Source organism: Lelliottia sp. JS-SCA-14, assembly GCF_035593345.1.
Classification (GTDB): Bacteria; Pseudomonadota; Gammaproteobacteria; order Enterobacterales; family Enterobacteriaceae; genus Enterobacter; species Enterobacter wanjuensis.
Window position 1 is genome coordinate 528,572 of sequence record NZ_CP141606.1, and the last position, 18,969, is coordinate 547,540.

23 protein-coding genes are annotated in these 18,969 nt (G+C 55.9%); 16 read left to right on the forward strand and 7 right to left on the reverse strand.

All coding sequences use genetic code 11. From position 1 onward, the window contains the following. The first annotated feature begins 57 nt into the window (after positions 1-57). Entirely contained in the window at positions 58-789 is a 732-nt protein-coding gene (gene rlmB / locus U9O48_RS02490; RefSeq protein ID WP_095280487.1) for a 23S rRNA (guanosine(2251)-2'-O)-methyltransferase RlmB, read from the forward strand. 149 nt (positions 790-938) lie between these two features. Here the strand turns inward: rlmB and U9O48_RS02495 are convergent, their stop codons facing one another. Next, the gene (locus U9O48_RS02495; protein WP_282493313.1) at positions 939-2,228 is read right to left on the reverse strand and encodes an MFS transporter; all 1,290 of its coding nucleotides are present in this window, start codon (positions 2,226-2,228) and stop codon (positions 939-941) included. Positions 2,229-2,419: 191 nt separating this feature from the next. On the opposite strand from U9O48_RS02495, the gene U9O48_RS02500 reads away from it, so the two are divergent. Beyond that, positions 2,420-4,042 carry an isovaleryl-CoA dehydrogenase gene (locus U9O48_RS02500; protein WP_285150335.1) on the forward strand — a complete coding sequence of 541 codons (1,623 nt, stop codon included), beginning with the start codon at positions 2,420-2,422 and terminating at the stop codon, positions 4,040-4,042. Positions 4,043-4,072: 30 nt separating this feature from the next. On the opposite strand, the gene yjfN is transcribed toward U9O48_RS02500, so the two are convergent. Together yjfN and bsmA are read right to left on the reverse strand one after the other, a co-directional pair. Further along, on the reverse strand, positions 4,073-4,348 hold the full coding sequence (gene yjfN, locus U9O48_RS02505; protein ID WP_282493315.1) for a DUF1471 family protease activator YjfN: 276 nt from the start codon (positions 4,346-4,348) through the stop codon (positions 4,073-4,075). Positions 4,349-4,500: 152 nt separating this feature from the next. Beyond that, positions 4,501-4,830: a biofilm peroxide resistance protein BsmA gene (bsmA, locus tag U9O48_RS02510; RefSeq protein WP_285145721.1), complete on the reverse strand. Its 330-nt coding sequence runs from the start codon at positions 4,828-4,830 to the stop codon at positions 4,501-4,503. 138 nt (positions 4,831-4,968) lie between these two features. Between bsmA and yjfP the strand changes: the two genes are divergently transcribed. Next, the gene (gene yjfP, locus U9O48_RS02515) at positions 4,969-5,697 is read left to right on the forward strand and encodes an esterase (protein WP_285150336.1); all 729 of its coding nucleotides are present in this window, start codon (positions 4,969-4,971) and stop codon (positions 5,695-5,697) included. Here yjfP and ulaR read toward each other — a convergent pair. Together ulaR and ulaG are read right to left on the reverse strand one after the other, a co-directional pair. After that, entirely contained in the window at positions 5,694-6,449 is a 756-nt protein-coding gene (gene ulaR, locus U9O48_RS02520; RefSeq protein WP_103947877.1) for an HTH-type transcriptional regulator UlaR, read from the reverse strand. The two genes, yjfP and ulaR, sit on opposite strands and share 4 nt — an antisense overlap. 111 nt (positions 6,450-6,560) lie before the next feature. Next, positions 6,561-7,625: an L-ascorbate 6-phosphate lactonase gene (gene ulaG / locus U9O48_RS02525; protein ID WP_285153581.1), complete on the reverse strand. Its 1,065-nt coding sequence runs from the start codon at positions 7,623-7,625 to the stop codon at positions 6,561-6,563. Positions 7,626-7,984: 359 nt separating this feature from the next. Here ulaG and ulaA point away from each other — a divergent pair, with 359 nt between their 5' ends. Genes ulaA through U9O48_RS02555 form a run of 6 tightly spaced genes read left to right on the forward strand, consistent with a single transcriptional unit; the run spans position 7,985 to position 12,393 of the window. Further along, positions 7,985-9,382 carry a PTS ascorbate transporter subunit IIC gene (ulaA, locus tag U9O48_RS02530; protein ID WP_282493319.1) on the forward strand — a complete coding sequence of 466 codons (1,398 nt, stop codon included), beginning with the start codon at positions 7,985-7,987 and terminating at the stop codon, positions 9,380-9,382. A gap of 15 nt (positions 9,383-9,397) precedes the next feature. Further along, positions 9,398-9,703, forward strand: a complete 306-nt coding sequence (gene ulaB / locus U9O48_RS02535; protein WP_282493320.1) for a PTS ascorbate transporter subunit IIB — start codon at positions 9,398-9,400, stop codon at positions 9,701-9,703. A gap of 9 nt (positions 9,704-9,712) precedes the next feature. Continuing rightward, positions 9,713-10,180: a PTS ascorbate transporter subunit IIA gene (gene ulaC / locus U9O48_RS02540; protein ID WP_282493321.1), complete on the forward strand. Its 468-nt coding sequence runs from the start codon at positions 9,713-9,715 to the stop codon at positions 10,178-10,180. A 13-nt stretch (positions 10,181-10,193) separates the two neighbouring features. Further along, positions 10,194-10,844 carry a 3-keto-L-gulonate-6-phosphate decarboxylase UlaD gene (gene ulaD, locus U9O48_RS02545; RefSeq protein WP_324723448.1) on the forward strand — a complete coding sequence of 217 codons (651 nt, stop codon included), beginning with the start codon at positions 10,194-10,196 and terminating at the stop codon, positions 10,842-10,844. Between the two features lie 9 nt (positions 10,845-10,853). Continuing rightward, positions 10,854-11,720 (forward strand): L-ribulose-5-phosphate 3-epimerase, encoded by an 867-nt coding sequence (locus U9O48_RS02550; protein ID WP_324723449.1) that lies wholly within the window; start codon positions 10,854-10,856, stop codon positions 11,718-11,720. Then, entirely contained in the window at positions 11,707-12,393 is a 687-nt protein-coding gene (locus U9O48_RS02555) for an L-ribulose-5-phosphate 4-epimerase (RefSeq protein ID WP_324723450.1), read from the forward strand. The genes U9O48_RS02550 and U9O48_RS02555 overlap by 14 nt, the downstream gene beginning before the upstream one ends. A gap of 79 nt (positions 12,394-12,472) precedes the next feature. Here the strand turns inward: U9O48_RS02555 and yjfY are convergent, their stop codons facing one another. Continuing rightward, positions 12,473-12,748, reverse strand: coding sequence for a DUF1471 family protein YjfY (yjfY, locus tag U9O48_RS02560; protein WP_285145727.1), 276 nt, complete (start codon positions 12,746-12,748; stop codon positions 12,473-12,475). A 342-nt stretch (positions 12,749-13,090) separates the two neighbouring features. On the opposite strand from yjfY, the gene rpsF reads away from it, so the two are divergent. The 5 genes from rpsF to U9O48_RS02585 all read left to right on the forward strand — a co-directional run bounded on the left by rpsF (position 13,091) and on the right by U9O48_RS02585 (position 15,619). Further along, positions 13,091-13,486: a 30S ribosomal protein S6 gene (gene rpsF / locus U9O48_RS02565; protein ID WP_011915632.1), complete on the forward strand. Its 396-nt coding sequence runs from the start codon at positions 13,091-13,093 to the stop codon at positions 13,484-13,486. A gap of 6 nt (positions 13,487-13,492) precedes the next feature. Next, positions 13,493-13,807 carry a primosomal replication protein N gene (gene priB / locus U9O48_RS02570; RefSeq protein WP_100777875.1) on the forward strand — a complete coding sequence of 105 codons (315 nt, stop codon included), beginning with the start codon at positions 13,493-13,495 and terminating at the stop codon, positions 13,805-13,807. A 4-nt stretch (positions 13,808-13,811) separates the two neighbouring features. Next, complete coding sequence (rpsR, locus tag U9O48_RS02575; protein ID WP_000135199.1) at positions 13,812-14,039, forward strand: 30S ribosomal protein S18; 228 nt, start codon at positions 13,812-13,814, stop codon at positions 14,037-14,039. Positions 14,040-14,080: 41 nt separating this feature from the next. After that, a complete protein-coding gene (gene rplI / locus U9O48_RS02580) occupies positions 14,081-14,530 on the forward strand; it encodes a 50S ribosomal protein L9 (protein WP_059179941.1) in 450 nt (149 codons plus the stop codon). Positions 14,531-14,683: 153 nt separating this feature from the next. Then, positions 14,684-15,619, forward strand: coding sequence for a DMT family transporter (locus U9O48_RS02585; protein ID WP_324723453.1), 936 nt, complete (start codon positions 14,684-14,686; stop codon positions 15,617-15,619). A gap of 35 nt (positions 15,620-15,654) precedes the next feature. Here U9O48_RS02585 and U9O48_RS02590 read toward each other — a convergent pair whose 3' ends face one another. Further along, the gene (locus U9O48_RS02590) at positions 15,655-16,299 is read right to left on the reverse strand and encodes an OapA family protein (protein WP_324723454.1); all 645 of its coding nucleotides are present in this window, start codon (positions 16,297-16,299) and stop codon (positions 15,655-15,657) included. Positions 16,300-16,532: 233 nt separating this feature from the next. Here U9O48_RS02590 and fklB point away from each other — a divergent pair, with 233 nt between their 5' ends. Then, positions 16,533-17,153 carry an FKBP-type peptidyl-prolyl cis-trans isomerase gene (fklB, locus tag U9O48_RS02595; protein ID WP_174348693.1) on the forward strand — a complete coding sequence of 207 codons (621 nt, stop codon included), beginning with the start codon at positions 16,533-16,535 and terminating at the stop codon, positions 17,151-17,153. A gap of 309 nt (positions 17,154-17,462) precedes the next feature. Then, entirely contained in the window at positions 17,463-18,872 is a 1,410-nt protein-coding gene (gene cycA / locus U9O48_RS02600; RefSeq protein WP_285145730.1) for a D-serine/D-alanine/glycine transporter, read from the forward strand. Positions 18,873-18,969: the final 97 nt, after the last annotated feature.

Sequence of the window (18,969 nt, forward strand, 5' to 3'; positions counted from 1 at the left end):
TCACCCTGACCCTCTCCCCATAGGGGAGAGGGAAAAAGCAATTAACGAGAACCATCAATGAGTGAAATGATTTACGGCATCCATGCGGTGCAGGCCCTGCTGGAGCGCGCCCCGGAGCGTTTTCAGGAAGTTTATATTCTGAAAGGGCGTGAGGATAAACGTCTGCTGCCGCTGATCCATGCTCTGGAAGCCCAGGGCGTGGTGATTCAGCTGGCGAGCCGCCAGTTCCTCGATGAGAAAAGCGAGGGAGCCGTTCACCAGGGCATTATCGCCCGTGCGAAACCGGGTCGTCAGTACCAGGAAAACGATCTGCCGGATCTGATTGCCCAGCTGGATAACCCGTTCTTCCTGATCCTCGACGGCGTGACCGATCCGCACAACCTCGGCGCATGCCTGCGTAGCGCTGATGCGGCGGGCGTCCATGCGGTGATTGTGCCGCGCGATCGTTCTGCACAGCTGAACGCCACGGCCAAGAAAGTGGCCTGCGGCGCGGCGGAAAACGTACCGCTGATCCGCGTGACCAACCTGGCGCGCACCATGCGTCAGCTGCAGGAAGAGAACATCTGGATCGTTGGCACCGCTGGCGAAGCCGACCATACCCTGTATCAGAGCAAAATGACTGGCCGTATGGCGCTGGTGATGGGGGCTGAAGGGGAAGGGATGCGCCGTCTGACGCGCGAGCATTGCGACGAGCTGATCAGCATTCCGATGGCGGGCAGCGTTTCGTCTCTGAACGTGTCTGTGGCAACAGGTATTTGCCTGTTCGAAGCGGTGCGTCAGCGCGGGTGATGGTGTTTTTGCCGGGTGGCGGCTGCGCCTTACCCGGCCTACAAAAGCGCGACCATGCCGTATGTTGCCGGGTGACGGCTTCGCCTTACCCGGCCTACAAATGCACGATCCTGTAGGCCCGGTAAGCGTAGCGCCACCGGGCGCAAAGGCTACTCCTCCAGCGACCGAAGATGGTCGTCTTTCTTGAGCGTCATCAGCGCGACAATACTCACCACCGCCGTCGCCATCACGTAATACGCCGGAATATCCAGATTCCCCGTCTGCTTAATCAATCCGGTAATAATCAAACCCGCACAGCCCGAGAAGATCGCGTTCGACAGCGAATAGGCCAGCCCCAGCCCGGTATAACGCACGCGCGTCGGGAACATCTCCGACAGCATCGCCGGACCCGGCCCCGCCAGCATTCCGACCAGACCGCCCGCAATCAGCACCACCATCGCTTTCACCGCCAGCGTGCTGGACTCCAGCTGCAAAATCTTCAGCAGCGGCAGGGCGAGGATCAGCAGCAGCGCAGTGGCAATCACCATCACCGTGCGTCGCCCGATGCGGTCGCTCAGTATCCCCGACGGAATAATCGTCAGCGCAAACCCGATATTCGAAATCACCGCAATTAGCAGCGCCTGGTTAAAGCCCGTGTGCAGCGCGGATTGCAGGTAAGTCGGCATAATCACCAGATAGGTATACCCGGCGGCAGACCATACCATCACGCGGCCAATTCCCATCACGATCGCTTTCAGCGTTGCGGCAGTCTGCGCCCGGGCGACGACCGGTTTCTCTTTCTGCTGCACAAAACTCGGTGTCTCTTCCATGCTGACGCGCAGCCACAGGGCAACCACGCCCATCGGCAGGGCGAGGAAGAACGGAATGCGCCATCCCCAGTCATGCAGCGCTTCTGGCGTCATCACCGCCGAGAGCAGGGCGACGATACCTGCGCCTGCCAGCAGACCGAGCGCCACGGTAAAGGATTGCCATGCGCCGTACAGCCCGCGTTTGCCGCGCGGCGCAAACTCGGTCATCAGCGACACCGCTCCGCCATATTCACCACCGGCAAACAGCCCTTGCAGGATGCGCAGTCCGGTGATGATCAGCGGCGCGGCAATGCCGATGCTGGCGTATACCGGCACCATGCCGATAGCGGCAGTGGCAAGTGTCATCAGCACCAGGACGATAATCAGCGTCGGCTTACGGCCGATGCGGTCGCCAATACGACCGAACACCACCGCGCCGAGCGGGCGGAAGAAGAAGGCGATTGCGAACGAGGCGTAGGTGAGGATCAGGCTGGTCATCCCCGCTTCGCCTTCAAGCTGGAAGAAGTTCTTCGCAATGACGGTGGCCATAAAGCCATACACCGCGAATTCATACCATTCGATGAAGTTGCCAATCGAGCCTGCAATTAAAGCGCGCTTGTGCGCATCCGGCGCACGTTGGGAAGAGTGCATAATGATTCTCTCTCGGAAGATGAGAATAAATTATTCAACAGATTGGTCCGCGTGAAATAGTTTATTCTTATGTTGTGTGACCTGATTCACGAATGATTTCAGGTAGATCGCCACCCTGTGACCCGACTCCCATGCAGCCGCCCCGTGCTCTGTCCATACTTACCTTCATTGCCATTGAAGGAGGGACACATATGCACTGGCAGACACACACGGTTTTTAACCAGCCTGTACCGCTGTCGAACAGCAATCTGTTTCTGTCCGATTGCGCCCTGCACGACGCAGTGGCGCGGGAAGGCGCTGAGTGGGACAGCGAATTTCTCGCCAGCATCGGCCAGCAGTTAGGCACGGCGGAATCGCTCGAACTGGGCCGCCTCGCCAACGCTAATCCGCCGGAGCTATTGCGTTACGATCCGCGCGGGGAGCGGCTGGACGATGTGCGCTTTCACCCGGCGTGGCACCTGCTGATGCAGGGGCTGTGCGCCAATCGGGTCCACAATCTGGCCTGGGAAGACGAAGCCCGCAAAGGGTCGTTTGTCGCCCGTGCCGCGCGGTTTGTGCTTCACGCGCAGGTCGAGGCCGGAACGCTTTGCCCGATTACCATGACCTTTGCCGCCACGCCGCTTCTCCAGCAGTCGCTGCCCAAACCTTTCCACGACTGGCTCTCGCCGCTGATGAGTGACCGTTACGATCCCCATCTTGCCTCCGGCGCGCAGAAACGCGGGCTGTTGATCGGCATGGGCATGACCGAAAAACAGGGCGGCTCGGATGTGTTGAGCAACACCACGCGGGCAGAAAAGTGCAGCGACGGCAGCTATCGGCTGATAGGGCATAAGTGGTTTTTCTCTGTGCCGCAAAGCGATGCCCATCTGGTGCTGGCCCAGGCGCACGGCGGGTTATCGTGCTTTTTCGTGCCGCGCATTCTGCCCGACGGACAGCGCAATGAAGTCCGGCTGGAGCGTCTGAAAGACAAGCTCGGCAATCGCTCGAACGCCAGCAGTGAAGTCGAGTTGATGAACGCCTCGGGCTGGCTGCTGGGCGAAGAGGGTGAGGGCGTGCGCCAGATCCTGAAGATGGGTGGGCTGACGCGCTTTGACTGTGCGCTGGGCAGCCACGGGCTGATGCGCCGCGCGCTGTCGGTCGCCCTGTATCACGCCCATCAGCGGCAGACGTTTGGCAAAAATCTTGTCGATCAGCCCCTGATGCGCGACGTCCTGAGCCGGATGGCGCTCCAGCTCGAAGGGCAAACTGCGCTGCTGTTCCGCCTGGCGCGCGCCTGGGATCGTCGGGAAGATTCGCAAGAATCCGCATGGGCGCGGCTCTTCACGCCCGCGGCAAAATACAGCGTCTGCAAAGGGGGCATCCCGTTTGTCGCCGAGGCGATGGAAGTGCTGGGCGGCGTCGGGTATTGCGAAGAGAGCGAGCTGCCGCGCATTTACCGGGAAATGCCGGTGAACAGCATCTGGGAAGGCTCGGGCAATATCATGTGTCTGGATGTACTGCGGGTGCTGGCGAAACAGTCGGGGATTCAGGATGTACTGCACGATGACTTCGCGCAGGTAAAAGGCCAGGATCGCCATTTCGATCGCGGCTGGCGACAGTTGCAGCAAAAATTGCGGAAACCGCAGGAGGCGCAGGGCCGGGAGATCACGCAGCAACTCTATCTACTGGGAGCCGGAGCGCAAATGCTGCGACACGCCTCTCCGCCTGTGGCACAAGCCTGGTGTCGCATGATGCTGGATCCTCGCGGAAGTACGCTCCTGAGCGAGCAGGTGCAAAATGACCTGCTGCTCCGCGCCACGGGGAGAGTGGGTTAAGGCATCAGACGGACGGGTTTATCGGCGCGGTCAGGCGTAAAGAATCGCCTGCACCCGCCACTGATCGACCTGTCTGTCTTCCTGCATCTGGATAATGCGATACCAGGACGCGCCCTGCTCATCCGCTTTAAAGGCAATCACACGTTCAACGTCCTGCGGGCTCCCTGAAATGTTATTCACGGAGATCAGGCCAATTTCATTTAAGCCTGTGACGCAATCAGCACTGGCAAACTCTGCCGACTGCGCGGTGGTGCTCATCAGCCCAGCTGAGAGCAGCAGTGAGGTCAAAGCAAGAGATCGTTTCATTGTCAGCTCCATTTCACATGTCTCCGGTATCCGCCGGGCAATCCTTCGCAAATAAACTCACTTCCATTGTCACAGGCATGGAGTTTATTGTGGACAGGAAAACGTCTATGGACGCAAAGCAGTGTAAATGTCGTTTAAATGCTGACAGTTAGTTATTTGCGATACAGAATGGCTTGCGAGTACCACTGTCCGGTAATGATGGTTTCATCCACCATAATGATGACGTAGTAATCTGCTTTTGCGGCGACAGCTTTCGCTCTGATGTCATCCTCGGCATCCGCCGGTGAGCCACGAACTAACGTGCTGACCGTACCCATTCGCTGTAATCCTTCGGTCTGATTACGACGAATTTCCTGAGGATGGCTGGTGGCCGGCGGAGCGGGCTGAGGTGTTCCTTCCAGCACGCTACAGCCTGTGACCAGCAGCACCAGCAATAAAGCAGCGAACCTGCGCATAACCATATCTCGTTTCCTGATAGCCATAGTGTAGATGTCTGCGAATTTCCTTTTGGGGGAATGTTCCCAAACTGTTATCTGTGACGTCATTTTCGAATGAAAATAGCGTGAAAGCGTAATCCAGTTCTCAACATTATGAATCACCCATTAGAAAGAGGATCGACCATGATTGAACTTAAAACGCAGCGGCTTGGTGACCACGAGATTTTACACGCATTCCCGGCCGGAATGCGTGAGCAACCGTTGCCTGTTGTTATTTTTTATCATGGGTTTACCTCATCAAAACTGGTTTACAGCTACTTTGCCGTCGCGCTGGCACAGGCGGGATTTCGCGTGGTGATGCCCGATGCACCCGATCACGGCTCGCGCTTTTCGGGTGACGAGCAGGCGCGGTTGGGCCAGTTCTGGCAAATCTTACAGGGCAGCCTGGGTGAGTTTTCCGGGCTATGCGATGCGCTCTATCAGGCGGGGCTGGTGGACGATGAACGTCTTGCCGTCGCCGGAGCGTCGATGGGTGGCATGACCGCGCTGGGAATTATGGCACGCCACCCGGAAGTGAAGTGCGTGGCAAGCTTAATGGGCTCGGGCTATTTTTCGACGCTTTCCCAAACGCTGTTTCCGCCGCAGGCGCAGGATATCGACGCCGTCCAGGCTTCGCTCGCTGGTTGGGACGTGACTCACGCGCTGCCGCATCTGGCGGACCGCCCGCTGCTGCTCTGGCACGGCGAGGCCGATGATATCGTGCCTGCCGCTGAGACGTTCCGTTTACAGCAGGCGCTGGTGCGTGAGGGGTTAGATAGCCATCTCACCTGCCTGTGGGAGGCGGGCGTGCGGCACCGCATCACGCCCACGGCGCTGGATGCCACCACTGCGTTTTTCCGCCAGCACCTCTAAACGCGCAGGATTTTGACGCCCAGATCCTCAAGTTTTTGCAGGATCTGCGGATTGGCACTTTTACCGGTGATCACCATGTCGATCTGTTCGGCGCGGCTGAACAGCATTCCGGCGCGCTCGCCCACTTTGCTGCTGTCGACCAGCACCACCAGTTTCCCGACGACGTTGAGCATATTCTGCTCCGCCATCGCCGTGAGCATATCGGTTTTGTACAGCCCGTCCGCAGTGAGCCCTTTGCCGCTGGTGAACATCCAGTGCCCGGCGTACAGGCTGTTTTCGCTGTCCTGTGGGCTGAGGGTGATGGACTGGCTCTTGTTGTACTGGCCGCCCATGATCACCACGCTTTCGTGCTCCTGGTCGATCAGATAGTTCGCCAGCGGCAGATAGTTAGTGATGATTTGCACCGGCTTCCCGCACATCTCACGTCCCAGTAGAAAGGCCGTCGAGCCGCAGTTAATCACCACGCTTTCACCGGGATTCACCAGCTGCGACGCAGCGCGGGCAATACGCACTTTCTCATCGTGATTCTGCGCCTGATGAATATTCATTGGCGTCCAGCGCGGGCGCTGCTGGCTGATGGCCTCTGCGCCATTGCGCACTTTCTTGAGCTTACCGCTCTCATCGAGCTTATTGATATCGCGACGCGCCGTAGCGGGGGATATTTCAAGACGATCAATCACTTGTTCGACGGTGACAAAACCTTTTTGTGCCAGGAGTTCCAGTAAGATTTGATGCCGTTGCGCTTCCGTCATGAGCTATTCCGAAAAAAATTGATTTTAAAAGATGATATTTGAAATAGCCTGAAAATACTAAGCAAAAAGAGAATCGCCAGGCGCACTGGCCTGGCGATCGCCGCTCCGTGATTACAGGAACGATTTAAATGGCAGATCCGGTTCAATGGTGAAGCAATCATCGAAGCCGCGCGGGTAGTGATATTCGAAATTATCTTTATCCAGCGGCCAGGTAAATTTGCCGCCCACCTGCCAGATAAACGGCTTGAAGCCATATTTCAGGCGGTCTTTTTTCATCTCCCACAGAACGCGGATCTCCTGCGGATCGGCCTGGAAGTTTGACCAGATATCGTGGTGGAACGGGATCACCACTTTGGTGTTGAGCGCTTCCGCCATGCGCAGCATATCGGCGCTGGTCATTTTGTCGGTGATTCCGCGCGGGTTTTCGCCATAGGAGCCCAGCGCCACATCGATCTGATGCTCGTTCCCGTGTTTCGCATAGTAGTTGGAGTAGTGAGAATCGCCGCTGTGATACAGCGAACCGCCCGGCGTTTTGAACAGATAGTTTACCGCGCGCTGGTCCATACCATCCGGCAGAACGCCCGCCGCCTTCTGGTCGGCAGGGAGGGTGATCAACGCGGTGCGGTCAAACGCATCAAGAGCATGGATCTCCACGTCTTTGATTTTCACCACGTCGCCCGGCTTCATCACAATGCAGCGCTCTTTCGGCACGCCCCAGCCAATCCACAGATCCACACAGGTTTGCGGCCCGATGAACGGCACATCGTCGGCGCAGTTTTGCATGACGGCGGCGGCCACGTTGACGTCGATATGATCGTTATGATCGTGAGTCGAGAGCACCGCATCGATCTGACGAATGGCGAACGGATCCAGCACAAACGGCGTGGTACGCAGGTTCGGCTGGAGTTTTTTGACGCCTGCCATGCGCTGCATCTGGTGGCCGTCTTTCATCAGCGGATTGCCGTGGCTCTGTTTGCCGGTACCGCACCAGAAATCGACGCAGATGTTGGCGCTGCCTTCTGATTTCAGCCAAATCCCGGTGCAGCCCAGCCACCACATCGCAAAAGTACCCGGTGCGACCTGCTCTTGCTCGATCTCTTCATTCAGCCAGCTGCCCCATTCCGGGAAGGTGCTCAGGATCCATGATTCACGGGTGATGGATTTCACTTTACTCATCGTTTGACTCCCTCATTAATCATAATTAATCACAAAATGACTCGTTGTGATTTATGTTGTCACCATTAAATCAGCATTGCAACGACGATTTTGCAAATTAAGAGATGTAACAAGTCGTACTAACAGACGGGTGGGAATCCATTTTTTCGTTTGAAATCATTGTTAATTACTTAAATTAAAAGAATAAATTAAGGCTGGTAAGTGTGAAATGAAAATCATTATGAAGCACAGGGAAATAATTTGCGTGGCGCGTCACAAATAATCAAATGCAATCTTGTGGTGATTATTTGTGATTACTAGAGTGAGGGCACTTCTCTTACGCAGTTTGTCCTTCGTACCCTCACTTTCTGGAGTGTGTTATGGAAATCCTCTACAGCGTCTTTACCGTCTTCTTCAATCAGGTAATGACCAATGCGCCGCTGTTGCTGGGTATTGTGACGTGTCTCGGCTATATCCTGTTACGCAAAAGCGCGAGCGTGATTGTTAAGGGCACCATCAAAACCATTATCGGTTTTATGCTGCTGCAGGCAGGTTCCGGTATTTTAACCAGCACGTTTAAGCCTGTTGTCGCCAAAATGTCGGAAGTTTACGGCATTAACGGCGCTATCTCCGACACCTACGCCTCCATGATGGCGACCATTGATCGCATGGGTGAAGCCTATAGCTGGGTGGGATACGCGGTCCTGCTGGCGCTGGCCCTTAACATTACCTACGTTCTGCTGCGTCGCATTACCGGTATTCGCACTATCATGCTGACCGGGCACATCATGTTCCAGCAGGCGGGGCTGATCGCGGTCTTCTTCTTTATCTTCGGCTACCCGATGTGGACCACCATCATCTGCACGGCGGTGCTGGTGTCGCTCTACTGGGGCATCACCTCCAACATGATGTACAAGCCGACGCAGGAAGTGACCGACGGCTGCGGTTTTTCCATTGGTCACCAGCAGCAGTTCGCCTCCTGGATTGCCTATAAAGTCGCGCCTTTCCTTGGCAAAAAAGAGGAGAGCGTGGAAGACCTCAAGCTCCCCGGCTGGCTGAACATTTTCCACGACAATATCGTCTCCACGGCGATTGTGATGACCATTTTCTTCGGCGCGATTCTGCTCTCCTTCGGCATTGACGTGGTGCAGGCGATGGCCGGGAAAACTCACTGGACGATCTACATTCTGCAGACCGGCTTCCAGTTCGCGGTGGCGATTTTCATCATCACCCAGGGCGTGCGTATGTTTGTGGCTGAGCTTTCCGAGGCCTTCAACGGCATCTCTCAGCGACTGATTCCTGGCGCCGTTCTGGCGATTGACTGTGCGGCTATTTATAGCTTTGCGCCGAACGCCGTGGTGTGGGGCTTTATGTGGGGCACCATCGGCCAGCTGATTGCGGTTGGCATTCTGGTCGGCTGTGGCTCCTCCATTCTGATCATTCCAGGCTTTATTCCGATGTTCTTCTCCAACGCCACTATCGGCGTGTTCGCTAACCACTTCGGTGGCTGGCGCGCGGCGCTCAAGATTTGCCTGGTGATGGGGATGATCGAAATCTTTGGCTGCGTGTGGGCGGTCAAGCTGACCGGCATGAGCGCCTGGATGGGCATGGCGGACTGGTCGATTCTGGCACCGCCGATGATGCAGGGCTTCGCCTCTGTCGGCATCGTCTTTATGGCCGTCATTATCCTGATTGCACTGGTTTATATGGTCTTCGCGGGGCGCACATTACGCGCTGAAGAAGACGCTGAGAAACAGCTGGCAGAGCACTCTGCCTAACAAGGAGTTTTGATTATGACCGTACGTATTCTGGCAGTGTGTGGTAACGGGCAGGGCAGCTCCATGATCATGAAAATGAAAGTGGACCAGTTTCTCACCGGGCAGGGCGTTGATCATTCGGTGAATAGCTGCGCCGTGGGTGAGTACAAGAGCGAGCTGAGCGGGGCGGATATCATCATTGCCTCCACGCATATCGCCGGCGAAATCACCGTGACGGGCAATAAGTACGTGGTGGGCGTGCGCAATATGCTCTCCGCCGCGGATTTCGGTCCGAAGCTGATGGACGTCATCAAAGAGCACTTCCCCGGTGATATCAAATAAGGACGGGAGATGAAATTACGTGATTCGCTGGCGGAGAACCGTTCCATCCAGCTCCAGGCCGAGGCCAGCACCTGGCAGGAGGCCGTCAAACTGGGCGTCGATTTACTGGTTAAGGCAGATGTGGTTGAGCCGCGCTATTACCAGGCCATTCTCGACGGCGTGGCGCAGCACGGCCCGTACTTCGTCATTGCCCCAGGTCTTGCGATGCCGCACGGCCGCCCGGAAGAGGGCGTCAAAAAAACCGGCTTCGCGCTGGTCACGCTGAAAACACCGCTGGTGTTTAACCATGAAGACAACGACCCGGTCGATATCCTGATCACTATGGCGGCGGTCGATGCCACCACCCATCAGGAAGTGGGCATCATGCAGATCGTGAATCTGTTTGATGATGAAGCCAATTTCGACCGTTTACGCGCCTGCCGTACCGAGCAGGACGTGCTGGATTTAATCGATCACGCCAATGCGGCGGCAGTTTAAGAGGGAATTGAATATGTCATTACCGATGTTGCAGGTCGCGCTGGATAACCAAACGATGGCCCATGCGTATGAAACCACGCGCCTGATTGCGGAAGAAGTGGACATCATCGAAGTCGGTACCATTCTTTGCGTCGGAGAAGGCGTTCGCGCCGTGCGCGATCTGAAAGCCCTTTACCCGCACAAAATCGTGCTGGCAGACGCCAAAATCGCCGATGCCGGAAAAATCCTTTCGCGGATGTGCTTTGAAGCTAACGCCGACTGGGTGACGGTGATCTGCTGTGCGGATATCAACACCACCAAAGGCGCGCTGGAAGTGGCGAAACAGTTCAACGGCGATGTGCAGATTGAACTCACCGGATACTGGACCTGGGAACAGGCGCAGGAGTGGCATGACGCGGGCATTCAGCAGGTGGTTTATCACCGCAGCCGCGACGCACAGGCGGCGGGTGTGGCCTGGGGTGATGCCGATATCAGCGCGATTAAACGTCTTTCGGATATGGGCTTTAAAGTCACCGTGACGGGCGGCCTGGCGCTGGAAGATTTACCGCTGTTTAAAGGCATCCCGATTCACGTCTTCATCGCCGGGCGCAGTATTCGTGATGCCGCTTCTCCGGTCGAAGCGGCGCGTCAGTTCAAACGTTCCATCGCCCAGCTGTGGGGCTAAGGAGCGGGTATGTTATCGAAACAGGTCCCGCTGGGTATCTATGAAAAGGCGCTCCCTGCGGGGGAGTGCTGGCTTGAGCGCCTGCTGCTGGCGCAAAAGCAGGGATTCGATTTTGTTGAAATGTCCGTGGACGAGACGGATTTACGCCTTTCTCGTCTCGACTGGAGCCGTGAACAACGTTTGGCGTTGGTCAATGCGGTAGCGGAAACCGGCGTGCGCGTGCCGTCGATGTGCCTGAGTGCACATCGCCGTTTTCCGCTCGGCAGCGAGGACGACGGGGTTCGCAACCAGGGCCTGGAGATCATGCGCAAAGCCATCACCTTCGCGCAGGATGTCGGTATTCGCGTGATCCAACTGGCAGGCTATGACGTTTACTATCAGGAAGCCAACGACGAAACGCGCCGTCGTTTTCGTGAGGGGCTGAAGGAGAGCGTCGAGATGGCCAGCCGTGCGCAGGTGACGCTGGCAATGGAGATCATGGATTATCCGCTGATGAACTCCATCAGCAAGGCGCTGGGCTACGCGCATTATCTCAATAATCCGTGGTTCCAGATCTACCCTGACATCGGCAATCTTTCGGCATGGGACAACGACGTGCAGATGGAACTGCAGGCCGGGCGCGGACATATCGTGGCGGTTCACGTCAAAGACACGCGTCCAGGCGTTTTCAAAAATGTACCCTTCGGCACCGGAGTGGTGGATTTCGAACAGTGCTTCCGGACGCTCAAACAGAGCGGTTACTGCGGACCGTATCTGATTGAGATGTGGAGTGAAACGTCAGACGACCCGATTGCCGAAGTGGCGAAAGCCCGCGACTGGGTTCGCGAGCGGATGGAACAGGCGGGACTGCTGGAGGCTTCTCATGCAGCAGCTTAAACAGCAGGTGTTTGACGCCAATATGGATCTGCCGCGCTACGGCCTGGTGACCTTTACCTGGGGCAACGTGAGCGCGATCGATCGTGAACGCGGGATGGTGGCAATCAAACCCAGCGGCGTGGCGTATGACGTCATGCGGCCAGAGGATATGGTGGTGGTGGATCTCGACGGCAACGTCATCGAGGGGAAATGGAATCCCTCTTCGGATACCGCTACCCATCTGGCGCTCTATCGCCGCTATCCATCCCTCGGCGGCGTGGTGCATACCCACTCCACCCATGCGACGGCCTGGGCGCAGGCCGGGCTGGCGATTCCGGCGCTGGGCACCACGCACGCGGACTATTTCTTTGGTGATATCCCCTGTACCCGGGCGTTAACCGAAGAGGAAGTGCAGGGCGAGTATGAGCTCAACACCGGGAAAGTGATTATCGAGACGATCGGTGAGCGTGAACCGCTGCATACGCCGGGGATTGTTGTCTGGCAGCATGGTCCGTTCGCGTGGGGCAAAAGTGCGCACGATGCGGTGCACAATGCGGTGGTGATGGAAGAGGTGGCGAAAATGGCGTGGATTGCGCGCGGGATCAACCCGCAGCTTCAGCCCATCGACAGCTATCTGATGAACAAACATTACCAGCGTAAACACGGTCCGAACGCCTACTACGGGCAGAAATAAAAAAAGCCCCCGGGCAGGGGGCAAGTCAAACTATGGCTATATTCTCGTTGTTGGCTTTCCTGGTGCTAACGTCAAAGTCTTATCGATAGATATCTGCGCTGGCATGCATGTTGCCGTTGCTACCGGGCTCGCGGGTCAGTATTACGTGGTAATACTGTGCGCCCTGTGCATCGGTCTCTTCATTCAGCGCCTGATCTGCTTCACTTTCGGTGGCGAAATTATGGTTTATGTAAATGACACCTAAGCTCTGCACATCATCCATATTTCTGGCCTGTCGACCGTCGATCTTGATGGCTGCCATCGCGTTTGCACTGAGCAAAAGCGCAGCCAGAATGGCTATTACGATTTTTTTCATGATATGCGCTCCACGACTGCGTGCTGTGTGACGGTTTTTCCTCTCCTTTTCACCGGGGATAGGGTCTGATTAAAGTGTAATCGCTAATAGTGTGGCGAATGGCGACCATTTCTGATGCTGTTGTTCAAAAAAGTCGCGCTTTTCGATGTGTCTAATTTTAAATCATCTACTTAGACCCGCTTCACGGTTTGTGCGAATTATTTGTGCAATCAGCTTGAGTTTTTGGGGGTTCGCAATTAGAATGACGCGTCAATTTTTCGGCCGCCCTTTAACACGTTCCTTGCCTCCATGGGCCGCGGCTGACCCAGACAGGAGGCTGAATAATCCGTAAGGAGCAATTCGATGCGTCATTACGAAATCGTTTTTATGGTCCATCCTGACCAGAGCGAACAGGTTCCGGGTATGATCGAACGTTACACTGGTGCAATCACTGCAGCAGAAGGTACGATCCACCGTCTGGAAGACTGGGGCCGCCGTCAGCTGGCTTACCCGATCAACAAACTGCACAAAGCTCACTACGTTCTGCTGAACGTTGAAGCTCCGCAGGAAGCGATCGATGAGCTGGAAACTAACTTCCGCTTCAACGACGCCGTTATCCGCAGCATGGTAATGCGTACTAAGAACGCAGTTACCGAAGCATCTCCGATGGTTAAAGCGAAAGACGAGCGCCGTGAGCGTCGCGATGATTTCGCAAACGAAACCGCAGATGATTCTGATGCTGGGGATTCTGAAGAGTAATTTCTGATGACCAACCGCCTGGTGTTGTCCGGTACCGTGTGCAGGACCCCCCTTCGTAAGGTCAGCCCATCAGGAATTCCTCATTGCCAGTTCGTGCTTGAGCATCGTTCTGTGCAGGAGGAAGCCGGGTTTCACCGGCAGGCGTGGTGCCAAATGCCCGTTATTATTAGCGGACACGAAAACCAGGCCATTACTCACAGTATAACGGTCGGCTGTGCAGTCACCGTTCAGGGGTTCATCTCTTGCCACAAGGCAAAGAACGGCCTGAGCAAAATGGTTCTGCATGCCGAGCAGATTGATTTGATAGATTCTGGAGACTAGCCATATGGCACGTTATTTCCGTCGTCGCAAGTTCTGCCGTTTCACCGCGGAAGGCGTTCAAGAGATCGACTATAAAGATATCGCAACGCTGAAAAACTACATCACCGAAAGCGGTAAGATTGTCCCAAGCCGTATCACCGGTACTCGTGCAAAATATCAGCGTCAGCTGGCTCGCGCTATCAAACGCGCTCGCTACCTGTCCCTGCTGCCGTACACTGATCGTCATCAGTAATCGGGCACGGTCCATTAATACGACTTTAAGAGGATAAGGTAATGCAAGTTATTCTGCTTGATAAAGTAGCAAACCTGGGCAGCCTGGGTGATCAGGTTAACGTTAAAGCGGGTTACGCACGTAACTTCCTGGTTCCACAGGGTAAAGCTGTTCCAGCTACTAAGAAAAACGTAGAGTTTTTCGAAGCACGTCGTGCTGAACTGGAAGCCAAACTGGCTGACGTTCTGGCGGCTGCTAATGCTCGTGCTGAAGCAATCAATGCACTGGGCACCGTTACCATCGCGTCTAAATCTGGCGACGAAGGTAAACTGTTCGGTTCTATCGGTACTCGCGACATCGCTGACGCTGTAACTGCAGCTGGCGTTGAAGTGGCTAAGAGCGAAGTTCGCATGCCGAACGGCGTTCTGCGTACCACTGGTGAGCACGAAGTGGACTTCCAGGTTCACAGCGAAGTGTTCGCTAAACTGGTTGTTAACGTTGTAGCTGAGTAATTTTTTACTCTGTTAGCGTTTGAAGCGCCGGCCTTGTGCCGGCGTTTTGTTTTTTAAGCCCCGCCAAAATCACACCCTGCATCTTGTATGGTAGCTATTCCCGTCGCATTCCCTGATAATAAATGAAACGCCATTTTATCTCTGAGATTTGCTATGGACGCCCCTCAACCCGTATCCCTGTTTGCCCGTAAGAAAATCGCCTACGCCAGCGCCACGCTCTGCTGCCTGTTGTGGGGAAGCTCTTATCCGGCGATCAAAAGCGGCTACGAACTTTTCCAGATTGCCACCGACGATATTCCGTCGAAAGTGGTCTTCGCTGGTTACCGTTTTCTCTTCGCCGGTCTGATATTGCTGATGTTTGCCCTCGCCCAGCGCAAGCCCATTGCCCGGCTCACGCCACGGCAGTTTGGACAGCTGACGCTGCTGGGCCTGACCCAAACGTCAATCCAGTACGTTTTCTTCTATGTGGGCCTCGCGTACACCACAGGCGTAAAAGGCTCGATCATGAACGCGACCGGGACCTTCTTCAGCGTGCTGCTGGCGCACTTTATCTATCAAAACGACAAGCTCAGCTATAACAAAACCATCGGCTGTATTCTCGGCTTTGCGGGCGTGATGCTGGTGAACTTCAACAGCGGATTGATGGATTTCCACTTTGTCTGGAAGGGCGACGGTTTTGTGGTGCTGGCGGCGTTTATTCTCTCTGCCGCCACGCTGTACGGAAAACGGATTTCGCAAACCGTCGACCCGACGGTGATGACCGGCTGGCAACTTGCTATTGGCGGGCTGGCGCTGGTGGTGGGGGGCTACTTGACGGGCGGAACGCTGGAAGTGCACAGCACGGCGGCGGTGGCGGTGCTCGGCTACCTGACGCTGCTGTCGTCCGTGGCCTTTGCCCTCTGGAGTATGCTGCTCAAAGTGAACCGCGTCAGCATGATCGCGCCGTTCAACTTTGTTATTCCCGTTGCCGGTACCGTGCTGTCGGCCATTTTCCTTGGGGAAAACATTCTGGACATCAAATACGCTATCGCGCTGGTGCTGGTCTGCTCGGGGATCTGGTGGGTGAATAAGGCGAAAAAAACCGTCTGATGCGAACGCCCGGTCAGCGCGACCGGGCACCTCGATTATTTCACGCGCATAAAGTTGCCGTTTTGCTCACGCATAAACAGCACCTGCTGCCCGTTTCCGGTATCAATCGTCAGGCCCGTCACGACGCCGCTGGCGTTCTGGCGAATCTGCACCATCTGGCCATTCTGCAAGTTACTGAGGGGTTTTCCTTCGCCTTCTACCTGCGCCATCGCATAGACATCGGTCGGCGGCAGATTATGGTCGCGGAACAGCTGCGCCATGGTTTTACCCGGCTCGACGCGGTAGGCGCGCCACTGCTGATCAATCCCTGGCGGCTGTTGCGCCTGGGACCGAACGGGCGCGGCGGCTTGTTCCTGCGGCTGCTCTTCCTGAACCGGTTCCGGGGAGACCGGCGCGACTTGATCCGGATCGTTGGACGGCGTGACCAGCTGCGTCTGCATCGGCTGTTGATCGGGCTGCGGCCGGGACTGCGACTGAATGTCCAGCTGCGCGTTGCGGCTCACGGGCTGCGCATCGCTGCTGTCATCGCCAGAAGGAAGCAGGAACCCGATCACCACCACCAGCGCGGCAATAATAATGCCTCGGCGGTGCAGCGGCGGCAGCGGATCCATGATGCGAAAATTGTCCGGCGCATGCCAGATTTTCTCCAGGGTAGGTTTCAGTTCAAATCGCCCGGGCATGGCTCTCCTCCTGCTCCGCATCATTATAATCCTGTCCTGAGAAGTATAGTCTGCTAACTGCCTGAATGGCGTAGTAAACCCGACTCGTGTGACTCATGTTTAGGAAAACACCTGGTCGCCCCTATTGTTTCTGTTTCGCCGCAGTTTGTCATCTTAACTTAAGACAAAGTTTTACCCATAAGGGCGTGGCTGATATGCTGCCCGCTACTTTAAATGTGATGGAAGGAAAACCCATGACCACCCCGACTTTTGACACTATCGAAGCGCAGGCAAGCTACGGTATCGGTTTGCAGGTAGGACAGCAGCTGAGCGAATCCGGCCTGGAAGGACTGTTACCTGAAGCACTGGTGGCGGGTATCGCTGACGCGCTGGAAGGCAAACACCCGGCTGTACCGGTAGACGTTGTGCACCGCGCACTGCGTGAAGTTCACGAGCGTGCAGATGCCGTTCGTCGCGAGCGTTTCGAAGAAATGGCCGCTGAAGGCGTGAAATACCTGGAAGAAAACCGTGAGAAAGAGGGCGTGAACAGCACCGAATCCGGCCTGCAGTTCCGCGTGATCACTCAGGGCGAAGGCGCAATCCCGGCTCGCACTAACCACGTGCGCGTGCACTACACCGGCAAACTGATCGACGGCACCGTGTTCGACAGCTCCGTGGCGCGCGGCGAACCGGCTGAATTCCCGGTCAACGGCGTGATCCCAGGCTGGATCGAAGCGCTGACCCTGATGCCGGTCGGTTCCAAATGGGAACTGACTATCCCGCAGAACCTGGCTTACGGCGAGCGTGGCGCTGGCGCGTCCATCCCGCCATTCAGCACCCTGGTGTTTGAAGTCGAGCTGCTGGAAATCCTGTAATCGGCATACGCATTTCCTCTCCCGTTGCGGGAGAGGAAATAGTGAGAAAACCTATAGTTACGCCGATATCAACATTTAATCTTGCAAACAGCTGAGTTGTGTGTATTTTTGTGAGCTGTTTCGCGTTGTATGAGTGATATGACACTCACTTTAAACATTTTATTAACATAATATCTATTTCATAGTATTCATCCCGCCGATTCTTACCTACTATCGATGAGTCCTTTTACGGGGACCGTCATGTATTGACGTATTTAAAGGCCAGAAGAGCCTTAACAACACAGACAGGCACAAACAGGAAAAAATCACATGGTAGATCAGGTAAAAGTCGTTGCCGACGAAGAGGCATCGTCTGAACAGTCGCTACGGCGCAATCTCACAAACCGTCATATTCAGCTTATCGCCATCGGCGGTGCCATCGGCACGGGGCTGTTCATGGGGTCGGGCAAAACCATCAGCCTTGCCGGGCCGTCGATCATCTTCGTCTATATGATCATCGGTTTTATGCTGTTCTTCGTGATGCGGGCAATGGGTGAATTGCTGCTCTCGAATCTCGAATACAAATCCTTCAGCGACTTCGCCTCCGACCTGCTCGGCCCGTGGGCGGGATACTTTACCGGCTGGACCTACTGGTTCTGCTGGGTCGTCACCGGTATGGCTGACGTCGTCGCCATCACCGCTTACGCGCAGTTCTGGTTCCCCGGCCTTTCCGACTGGGTGGCGTCCCTTGCGGTGATTGTCCTGCTGCTGAGCCTCAACCTCGCCACCGTGAAAATGTTCGGTGAGATGGAGTTCTGGTTCGCGATGATCAAAATCGTCGCTATCGTCGGGCTGATTGTCGTGGGCCTGGTGATGGTGCTGACGCACTTCCAGTCACCGACCGGCGTGCAGGCTTCCTTTACGCACCTGTGGAATGACGGCGGCTGGTTCCCGAAAGGGCTGAGCGGCTTCTTCGCTGGCTTCCAGATTGCGGTCTTCGCCTTCGTGGGCATCGAGCTGGTGGGCACCACCGCGGCGGAAACCAAAGATCCGGAGAAATCCCTGCCGCGCGCGATTAACTCGATTCCGATTCGTATCATCATGTTCTACGTTTTCGCGCTGATCGTGATTATGTCCGTGACGCCGTGGAGCTCGGTTGTCCCAACCAAGAGCCCGTTCGTCGAACTGTTCGTGCTGGTGGGTCTGCCAGCGGCAGCAAGCCTGATTAACTTCGTGGTGCTGACCTCTGCGGCCTCGTCTGCCAACAGCGGCGTGTTCTCGACCAGCCGTATGTTGTTCGGTCTGGCGCAGGAAGGCGTGGCGCCGAGCGCATTCGCGAAGCTCTCCAAACGCGCCGTACCGGCAAAAGGGCTGACTTTCTCCTGCATCTGCCTGCTGGGCGGTGTGGTGATGCTGTACGTCAACCCGAGCGTGATTGGCGCGTTCACCATGATCACCACGGTTTCCGCGATCCTGTTCATGTTTGTCTGGACGATTATCCTTTGCTCGTACCTGGTGTACCGCAAACAGCGTCCACAGCTGCATGAAAAATCGATCTACAAAATGCCGCTCGGTAAGCTGATGTGCTGGGTTTGCATGGCGTTCTTCGTGTTCGTGCTGGTTCTGCTGACGCTGGAAGATGACACCCGTCAGGCGCTGATTGTGACGCCGCTGTGGTTCATCGCGCTGGGGTTAGGCTGGCTGTTTATCGGTAAGAAACGTATGGCAGGCGTGCGTTAAGTCTGTTGCCGGATGGCGCTGCGCTTATCCGGCCTACGAAGGCGACAAATGCACGAAATTCTGATGCCGGATGGCGCTTCGCTTATCCGGCCTACGA

Bases quoted from the DNA above. Each gene is read 5' to 3' on its own strand.
- yjfN (WP_282493315.1), bottom strand. From the start codon at position 4,348: ATGAAACGATCTCTTGCTTTGACCTCACTGCTGCTCTCAGCTGGGCTG.
- fklB (WP_174348693.1), top strand. From the start codon at position 16,533: ATGACCACCCCGACTTTTGACACTATCGAAGCGCAGGCAAGCTACGGT.
- U9O48_RS02590 (WP_324723454.1), bottom strand. From the start codon at position 16,299: ATGCCCGGGCGATTTGAACTGAAACCTACCCTGGAGAAAATCTGGCAT.
- rplI (WP_059179941.1), top strand. From the start codon at position 14,081: ATGCAAGTTATTCTGCTTGATAAAGTAGCAAACCTGGGCAGCCTGGGT.
- ulaB (WP_282493320.1), top strand. From the start codon at position 9,398: ATGACCGTACGTATTCTGGCAGTGTGTGGTAACGGGCAGGGCAGCTCC.
- cycA (WP_285145730.1), top strand. From the start codon at position 17,463: ATGGTAGATCAGGTAAAAGTCGTTGCCGACGAAGAGGCATCGTCTGAA.
- priB (WP_100777875.1), top strand. From the start codon at position 13,493: ATGACCAACCGCCTGGTGTTGTCCGGTACCGTGTGCAGGACCCCCCTT.
- ulaR (WP_103947877.1), bottom strand. From the start codon at position 6,449: ATGACGGAAGCGCAACGGCATCAAATCTTACTGGAACTCCTGGCACAA.
- ulaG (WP_285153581.1), bottom strand. From the start codon at position 7,625: ATGAGTAAAGTGAAATCCATCACCCGTGAATCATGGATCCTGAGCACC.
- U9O48_RS02550 (WP_324723449.1), top strand. From the start codon at position 10,854: ATGTTATCGAAACAGGTCCCGCTGGGTATCTATGAAAAGGCGCTCCCT.
- bsmA (WP_285145721.1), bottom strand. From the start codon at position 4,830: ATGGCTATCAGGAAACGAGATATGGTTATGCGCAGGTTCGCTGCTTTA.
- rpsR (WP_000135199.1), top strand. From the start codon at position 13,812: ATGGCACGTTATTTCCGTCGTCGCAAGTTCTGCCGTTTCACCGCGGAA.
- U9O48_RS02555 (WP_324723450.1), top strand. From the start codon at position 11,707: ATGCAGCAGCTTAAACAGCAGGTGTTTGACGCCAATATGGATCTGCCG.
- rlmB (WP_095280487.1), top strand. From the start codon at position 58: ATGAGTGAAATGATTTACGGCATCCATGCGGTGCAGGCCCTGCTGGAG.
- ulaD (WP_324723448.1), top strand. From the start codon at position 10,194: ATGTCATTACCGATGTTGCAGGTCGCGCTGGATAACCAAACGATGGCC.
- U9O48_RS02585 (WP_324723453.1), top strand. From the start codon at position 14,684: ATGGACGCCCCTCAACCCGTATCCCTGTTTGCCCGTAAGAAAATCGCC.
- U9O48_RS02495 (WP_282493313.1), bottom strand. From the start codon at position 2,228: ATGCACTCTTCCCAACGTGCGCCGGATGCGCACAAGCGCGCTTTAATT.
- yjfY (WP_285145727.1), bottom strand. From the start codon at position 12,748: ATGAAAAAAATCGTAATAGCCATTCTGGCTGCGCTTTTGCTCAGTGCA.
- yjfP (WP_285150336.1), top strand. From the start codon at position 4,969: ATGATTGAACTTAAAACGCAGCGGCTTGGTGACCACGAGATTTTACAC.
- U9O48_RS02500 (WP_285150335.1), top strand. From the start codon at position 2,420: ATGCACTGGCAGACACACACGGTTTTTAACCAGCCTGTACCGCTGTCG.
- rpsF (WP_011915632.1), top strand. From the start codon at position 13,091: ATGCGTCATTACGAAATCGTTTTTATGGTCCATCCTGACCAGAGCGAA.
- ulaA (WP_282493319.1), top strand. From the start codon at position 7,985: ATGGAAATCCTCTACAGCGTCTTTACCGTCTTCTTCAATCAGGTAATG.
- ulaC (WP_282493321.1), top strand. From the start codon at position 9,713: ATGAAATTACGTGATTCGCTGGCGGAGAACCGTTCCATCCAGCTCCAG.